6 protein-coding genes are annotated in these 6,670 nt (G+C 60.8%); 4 read left to right on the top strand and 2 right to left on the bottom strand.

Annotated features, from left to right (window positions below; translation table 11 throughout):
* The first annotated feature begins 28 nt into the window (after positions 1–28).
* The gene (locus H1Y01_RS05565; protein ID WP_367399768.1) at positions 29–448 is read left to right on the top strand and encodes a nucleotidyl transferase AbiEii/AbiGii toxin family protein; all 420 of its coding nucleotides are present in this window, start codon (positions 29–31) and stop codon (positions 446–448) included.
* 14 nt (positions 449–462) lie between these two features.
* Here H1Y01_RS05565 and H1Y01_RS20220 read toward each other — a convergent pair whose 3' ends face one another.
* Entirely contained in the window at positions 463–669 is a 207-nt protein-coding gene (locus tag H1Y01_RS20220) for a hypothetical protein (RefSeq protein WP_219341303.1), read from the bottom strand.
* Between the two features lie 323 nt (positions 670–992).
* Positions 993–1,229, bottom strand: coding sequence for a hypothetical protein (locus H1Y01_RS20225; RefSeq protein ID WP_180539321.1), 237 nt, complete (start codon positions 1,227–1,229; stop codon positions 993–995).
* A 218-nt stretch (positions 1,230–1,447) separates the two neighbouring features.
* Here H1Y01_RS20225 and H1Y01_RS05580 point away from each other — a divergent pair, with 218 nt between their 5' ends.
* The 3 genes from H1Y01_RS05580 to H1Y01_RS05590 all read left to right on the top strand — a co-directional run bounded on the left by H1Y01_RS05580 (position 1,448) and on the right by H1Y01_RS05590 (position 6,525).
* Positions 1,448–3,991 carry a penicillin-binding protein 1A gene (locus tag H1Y01_RS05580; protein ID WP_180539323.1) on the top strand — a complete coding sequence of 848 codons (2,544 nt, stop codon included), beginning with the start codon at positions 1,448–1,450 and terminating at the stop codon, positions 3,989–3,991.
* A 58-nt stretch (positions 3,992–4,049) separates the two neighbouring features.
* Positions 4,050–4,868 (top strand): tetratricopeptide repeat protein, encoded by an 819-nt coding sequence (locus H1Y01_RS05585; RefSeq protein ID WP_180539325.1) that lies wholly within the window; start codon positions 4,050–4,052, stop codon positions 4,866–4,868.
* 64 nt (positions 4,869–4,932) lie between these two features.
* On the top strand, positions 4,933–6,525 hold the full coding sequence (locus H1Y01_RS05590; RefSeq protein ID WP_180539327.1) for a hypothetical protein: 1,593 nt from the start codon (positions 4,933–4,935) through the stop codon (positions 6,523–6,525).
* Positions 6,526–6,670 lie beyond the last annotated feature (145 nt).

The raw sequence follows: 6,670 nt of genomic DNA on the forward strand, positions 1-6,670 counted from the left end.
CTTCCAGTCCCATGGCGTTAAATATCTCATCGTAGGCGGCTTTGCGGTTATCTATCACTCGCAGCCGCGCTTTACGAAGGATATGGACCTGTTCATCAAGGCAGACTCCGAAAACGCGAAAGCGACCTATGCTGCGCTGGCCGCATTTGGTGCGCCGCTCCAAGGTATGACGCCGGAAGATTTCACCGACCGCGAGAGTTTCTTTCGTTTTGGGCGTGAGCCGAACGGCTTCGATATTCTGCCTTCCATTCCCGGCGTTGATTTTGATGCGGCATGGGAAAAGCGTGTGGAAACTGGGATCGACGCAGCGGCCGGCGTTACAGCGAACTTCATTTCAGCGGAAGACCTGATCGCCTCGAAACTCGCCTCCGGACGCGCCCGCGACTTGGCCGATGTGGAGGCGATCCGCGACGCGGCTAGAAGCATCAGGCCGGAAGAAAAGAAATGACGCGCATTTCAAGATCAGCCCCGCGCGAACCGGAGCAACGCCCCAATATCGTGCCGGTCCGCCGTCCGCAGCGCTTCAATGTACCGCGCGCGGACCGCGCCGGCAGCCCGTAGTCCCGCGCCCCCCCACGAGAATCGCGCCTGACCGAGCCGCATCACCAGTAGGTCGGCGACGAGCCGGGAGTGACGGCCGTTGCCGTTCGGGTCGCGCAATCGATCCACATTCGAACATCCTCGAGCAGGCAGCGGAGCGCCACGCGAATTTCCCGGTAGGGGATTCCAAGATTGCGTTCGCTGATGCGCAATTTGCCCGCCCAACGCCGACATCCCCAAGCATGCGCCGGTGGAGATCGAGCACGAACTTCTCGGTCAGCGGATCGCGCCGGCGATTCAGCGCCCAGTCTTGCGCGCGCAAGATGTTCTCCTGCTCGGCGGCGTTCCGTTCGGATCGAAACGCGATATGCGCGGGGATCAGGTCACGCATCTCCTCGGATTGTCAATGGCGTCGCAGCGGCATCGGCCGTATTGAAGACGTCAGTCAATCCTCAGTCCCAGAAGAGGCGTGGGTTGGTTTCGCGGACAATCTCATCGAGGTTCGCTTCAGCTTTCCTCGCCTTCACCTTCTGGTTTTCGAGTAGCATCGAGGGCTCTACCGGTTCCCGCCGGCGCCGCAAGAACACGCGTGCTCTTTCCCGCACCATCTTTTCCAGCGGTTTGTTGGGTATCAGCGCATAGACCAGCGTGCAGTTGAGCGCTTCGGCCGCGCGGCGCAGCGTCGCCAACTCGATGCCGCCCTGCGAGCGGGATTGAGCCGTGAGACGCGACTTTTTATAGGTTATAACCTATCAAACTACTCTCTTTCGATAAACGATAACCTATATATTCCGGCATTTTGATAGGCTGCAACCTATCATCGCGCCGGATCATCGTTCCCTGTTCGTTCGGCTTCAAAAAAATCGTGTGGCGACGACACCCACCGCGCGTGAGACAATAAACGCCAGTGAGTGCAGATAAGAAAAACGTCCGCGTTCGCGTAGCTAAAAGCGCGTTCCTGGTCCGGTTTTTCCTATCCACTCCGGGTAAATTCCTGCTCGGAACCTGCGCGGTTCTGGGTCTTGCCGCAGCCTGCGTATTCGTTTTCGCGTACCTGCATTACGCCAAACTGATCGACGCCAAGCTCAAGGCCGGTCCCTTCGTCACCACCGCTAAAATCTACGCCGCGCCCGTCGCCGTGGGCCTTGGCGACGCCGTGACGCCCGAAGAGATTGCCGCCGAGCTTCGCCGCTCGGGTTACACCGAGAGCCGGAGCAATCCGATCGGGTATTACAACGTCCGCCCCGATTCCATCGAGATTTTCCCCGGACCCGATTCTTACTTCCGCGATGAACCCGGCGTGATTCACTTCAATGCCGGTCATATCGAGCGCATCGTTTCCCTCACCGACAACACGCCCCGCACCGAATACGATCTCGAGCCGCTCCTGATCACCAACCTGTATGACCGCAACCGCGAAAAACGCCGCTACCTGAAGTACGCCGAGATTCCCGCCGTGTTGCGCAACGCTGTGCTTTCAGCCGAGGACCGCCGCTTCTTCCAGCACTCGGGCATCGATCCCATCGGAATCACCCGGGCCGCCTGGGTCGATCTGCGCGAAGGCAAGAACGCCCAAGGCGCTTCCACCATCAGCCAGCAACTCGCGCGCGGCATGTGGCTGACTCCCGAGCGCAGCTTCAAACGCAAAGCCGCCGAGATCATGATCACCCTGCAACTGGAGCAGAAGCTCTCGAAACAGCAGATTTTCGAGATGTACTGCAACCAGATCGATCTGGGCCGCCGCGGAAGCTTCACGATCCGCGGATTCGGCGAAGCGGCCGAAGCGTATTTCGGTAAGGACGTTAACCAGCTCTCCATCGCCGAAGCCGCCACCCTGGCCGGCATGCTGCGGGGCGCCAGCTATTACAATCCCGTCCGGCATCCGGAGCGCATCACGGAACGGCGCAACGTCGTGCTGGCGCTCATGCGCGATAACGGGTACATCACCGACCGGGAATACGCCGTTGCCGTCGATACTCCGCTTAAGCTTTCAAATTCGGGATCGCAATCGAGCGACGCGCCCTATTTCGTCGATCTCATCAACGACGAGCTGCAGAACCGGTTCGGGGATTACGATTTCCAGGCCGGGTCTTACCGGATCTATACCTCCCTCGATTTGAATCTGCAGCGCGCCGCCAACGAAGCTGTGCAGATCGGCATGCATCAGGTGGACGATCTGCTGCATAAGCTCAAGATCGCCAAAGAAGCCCAGTGCGCTCTCATCGCGCTCGATCCCCACACCGGCGAAATCAAGGCCCTCGTCGGCGGCCGCAACTACGGGCAAAGCCAGTTGAATCACGTCACCGCGATGCGCCAGCCCGGCTCCATCTTTAAACCCTTTGTCTACGCGGCGGCGATGAACACCGCGCTTTCCGGCGGCTCGCGAACATTGACACCCGCCAGCACGGTGGACGATTCGCCCACCACCTTCTGGTTCGACGGCAAGCCGTACCAGCCGGGCAATTTCCACGGCGCTTACTACGGGACCACCACCCTGCGCCGCGCCCTCGCGCACTCCATGAACATCGCCACCGTGAAGGTCGCCGAGATGGTCGGATACAACAACGTGGTGAACCTGGCGCGCAAGGCGGGCATCAACGACGACGTGAAGGCGACTCCCGCGATGGCGCTGGGATCTTATGAAGCGACGCCCCTCGAGATGGCCGGCGCGTACACCGTCTTCGCCAACGGCGGCGTGCGGGTATCGCCGGTCCTGATCGATGAAGTTCGCGGCACCAAGGGAAACCAGATCTTCCGCAGCAAGCCGCAAACCAAGACGGTTCTCGACCCTCGCGTTAACTACCTGATGGTCAGCATGCTGGAAGAAGTGATGCAAAGCGGCACGGCGGCCGGGGTGCGTGCCCGCGGCTTTACCGTCCCGGCGGCGGGTAAGACCGGCACGTCCCATGACGGCTGGTTCGCCGGCTTCGATTCCCAATTGCTGTGCATCGTCTGGGTCGGTTTCGACGACAACAGCGTACTGGAATTAGAGGGCGCCCATTCGGCCCTGCCCATCTGGGTCGAGTTCATGAAGCGCTCGCTGCAATACCGCGGGTATCGCGATACCAAGGCGTTCACCGCGCCGGAAGGCGTCGTGTCGCTGCAGATCGACGGCGACACCGGTATGCCGGCGACACCTTACACCCCCAAACCGCGCGATGAAGTGTTTATCGCGGGCACGGAACCGGTGGGTGTCGATCCGCTGAGTCTGCCCGACGGAAACCGTGACACGACCAATGTGGCCGGGTGGGATACGACTCCCGCGCGCTCCTCGTTGCCGCTGACCGCGCCCGTCACCCGAACCTATCCGCTGCCGGTACCCTCGTCATCCACCGAGCCCGGCACTGACCTCGATACCGGTCAGGTGAAGGACCCGCCCGCCGCCGCGCAAACCCAGAAGCGATCGCTCTGGAAGAAGATTTTCGGCAGCAAACCGAAACCTCCCGCCTAAGCTCTTCAAGCAAAAAATCGCGCACGGTGATACTATTTGTCCAAAGGGAGGCCTTCCTATGGTTTCCGTTGGAATCGCCGCAAAGGTCACGACGTACGCAGGGGCGAAAGCCGTCTTTCTGGTCTGCACGGGAGTTGTGGCTTTGCCCGTCGTTTTACCTTATGCGTCGCTCGCTCAGACGATGGCCAACGCCTCGACTGCAGCCCCGGCGCCCGCTCCGCGCCCCTTGTTAACTCCCGAAGAACGCGGCGACATCTACATGGCCCGCAAGATGTACCGCGAAGCGATCGACGTCTACTCGCGCGAACCCGAGACGCACGCCACGCGCTGGAACAAGATGGGAATCGCCTACCATCAGCTACAAGACCTGCCGGCCGCCCAGAAGAGTTATCAGCGCGCCCTGAAAGTAGACCCGAACTATGGCGAAGCAATCAACAACTTAGGCACCATCTACTACGCGCAAAAACACTATTCCAAAGCGGTTCATCAGTATAAGAAGGCGCTCAAGGTATTGCCCCAATCGGCTTCGATCATGAGTAATCTCGGCACCGCCTACTTCGCCAAGAAAGACTATAAGCGCGCCAGCGAGCAGTATCAGGCCGCGTTGAAGCTCGACCCCACCGTGTTCGATCATCACAATACCTTCGGAGTCATGCTCGAAGAACATAGCGTCGCCGAACGCGCCAAGTTCCATTACTACCTGGCTAAGATGTTCGCCAAACAGAACCTTACCGAAGGCGCTCTTCTCTATATTCGTAAGTCGCTCGAAGAAGGCTTCACCGAGCGCAATAAGTTCATGGAAGAGCCGGAGTTTGCCGCGTTAAGGGACAACGTCGAGTTCCAAGAGATGATGAAGTCCACGCCGCGTGTATTGTAAGTCCGGGCGCTTCGCCGCGCTAGGTTTCGCACTTCTCTTTACATGCTGCAACAAACCGGAGTTCATGCACCGCGTTGCGGTACTGCGCTTCGAAGACCTGAGCGCAGGCGGCGCCAACGCGTGGGTCGGCCGGGCACTTAGTGACGAGATCGCCGGACAGCTCGAAGGGACGCGTCATCACGCCGTAATTCCGCTGGCCGCGATCCGCCGCTTTGAAGACGCCCAGGGCGTTCGGCCGGCGAGCGCGCCCGGCATTTCGGCGGAACGATCGGCAGCCATTGCGGGCGGCGCCAATCGAATCGTCACCGGCTATTATTGGGTTGATCCAAATGTCGCCGGCGATCGCCTCGCGCTCACCGCCATTGAAGAGAACACCGAGACCCGCAAAGAACGCGTCCTTTTCTCCGGCAGCGGAAGCCTGGACGATCTGCTGCATTTCGGCGACGAGATCGCGCATGCCGAAGACGAGGAAGCGCGTCCGCCCATCACTGGGAGCGCGCGCGCCTTGCGTGCCTATGCGCTCGGCGTCGAGAGCTCACCCGAACAGGCCGCGCCTTCGTTCGAGGAAGCCGTGCGGCTCGATCCCGATTTCGGTCCCCCGTACGTCGCCCTCGCGGGCATCGCTCTAAGTCGGCATGACCGGGCCGCTTTCGAAGCCATCGAGCAGGCTGTGCGGGCCCGCGGCAGCGGCGTCACACCGGTCGATCGCGCGCTGCTGAATCTCGAAGAGTCCCGCCTGAACGGCGACGCGGCAACCACGGTCGACGCCCTCGGCGCGCTGGTCAAGCTCTTGCCGGCCGACCCCTTCCGCCTCCGGGAATTGGCCGACGCCGAGCTGGCGAGCAACCGTTACGCGGAAGCGGCGGACCATTACCGCAAGCTCGCCGCGCTGTTGCCGGCCACCCCGGAGCCTCTGAACTTACTCGGTTATGCGCTGATGTATGCGGGCGATGAACCGGCTGCGACCAAAGCCTTCGCGGATTACCGCCGAGCCGCCCGCAACAGCGCGAATGCGATCGATTCCGGCGGGGATGCCCAGTTCTTCTTCCGGCATTTCGGCGACGCGGAGAAGTCCTATCTCGCGGCCTATGCGAAGGAGCCAAACTTATCGGACGGCGGCGACTTATTGAAGACGGCATGGTGCCGGCTGATGATGAACGACCGCGCGGGCGCGCTTCAATTCGTGAACCGGTTCCTCGCCGAGCGGGCACGGGCGGGTGACGGACTCGCGCCCCTGCACGCGGCCCCGATCTTGCGCGTGGTTGGGCAGAAGCAGCAGGCGGAGCGGATGCTCGCGGCCTATGGGGGCGCGGACGGCGTTCCAACAGCGATCCGCAACGGAGCGGCCATGCAGTTGGAGTGGTGGCGTTTTCTCGATGGGACAGGTCCCGCACCGCACGCCCCGGATGCTTTAGTCGAAGCAGTCGCCGCCGTGAGGCACAACGATTTCCGCGCGGCCACGCCCCTATGGCATGCGCTGGTGGAGAAGACCGGACCCACGGATTGGTGGATTCGAACGGTCTATGCGCGCTGTCTGCGGGAAAGCGGACAAACCCAGGAAGCCGCGCGCTACTCCCAATACGCGCCCGTGCCGATTCCGAATCGAACTGTTAGTTTGGATGAACTTTGGTGGCCTTGGATAGTTTCGGGGAATTAAAGGACAAATACCAAACCCAACACCAAACCCCAACATTAAACCCCAACGTTAAACCCCAACATCAAACCCAACATTAAACCCAACATTAAACCCAACACTAAACCCCAACACTAAACCCAACCTTAAACCCAACACTAAACCCCAA

It is taken from the genome of Nevskia soli (genome assembly GCF_903970205.1).
GTDB lineage: Bacteria > Acidobacteriota > Terriglobia > Bryobacterales > Bryobacteraceae > Bog-113.

Bases quoted from the DNA above. Each gene is read 5' to 3' on its own strand.
- H1Y01_RS05585 (WP_180539325.1), top strand. From the start codon at position 4,050: ATGGTTTCCGTTGGAATCGCCGCAAAGGTCACGACGTACGCAGGGGCG.
- H1Y01_RS05590 (WP_180539327.1), top strand. From the start codon at position 4,933: ATGCACCGCGTTGCGGTACTGCGCTTCGAAGACCTGAGCGCAGGCGGC.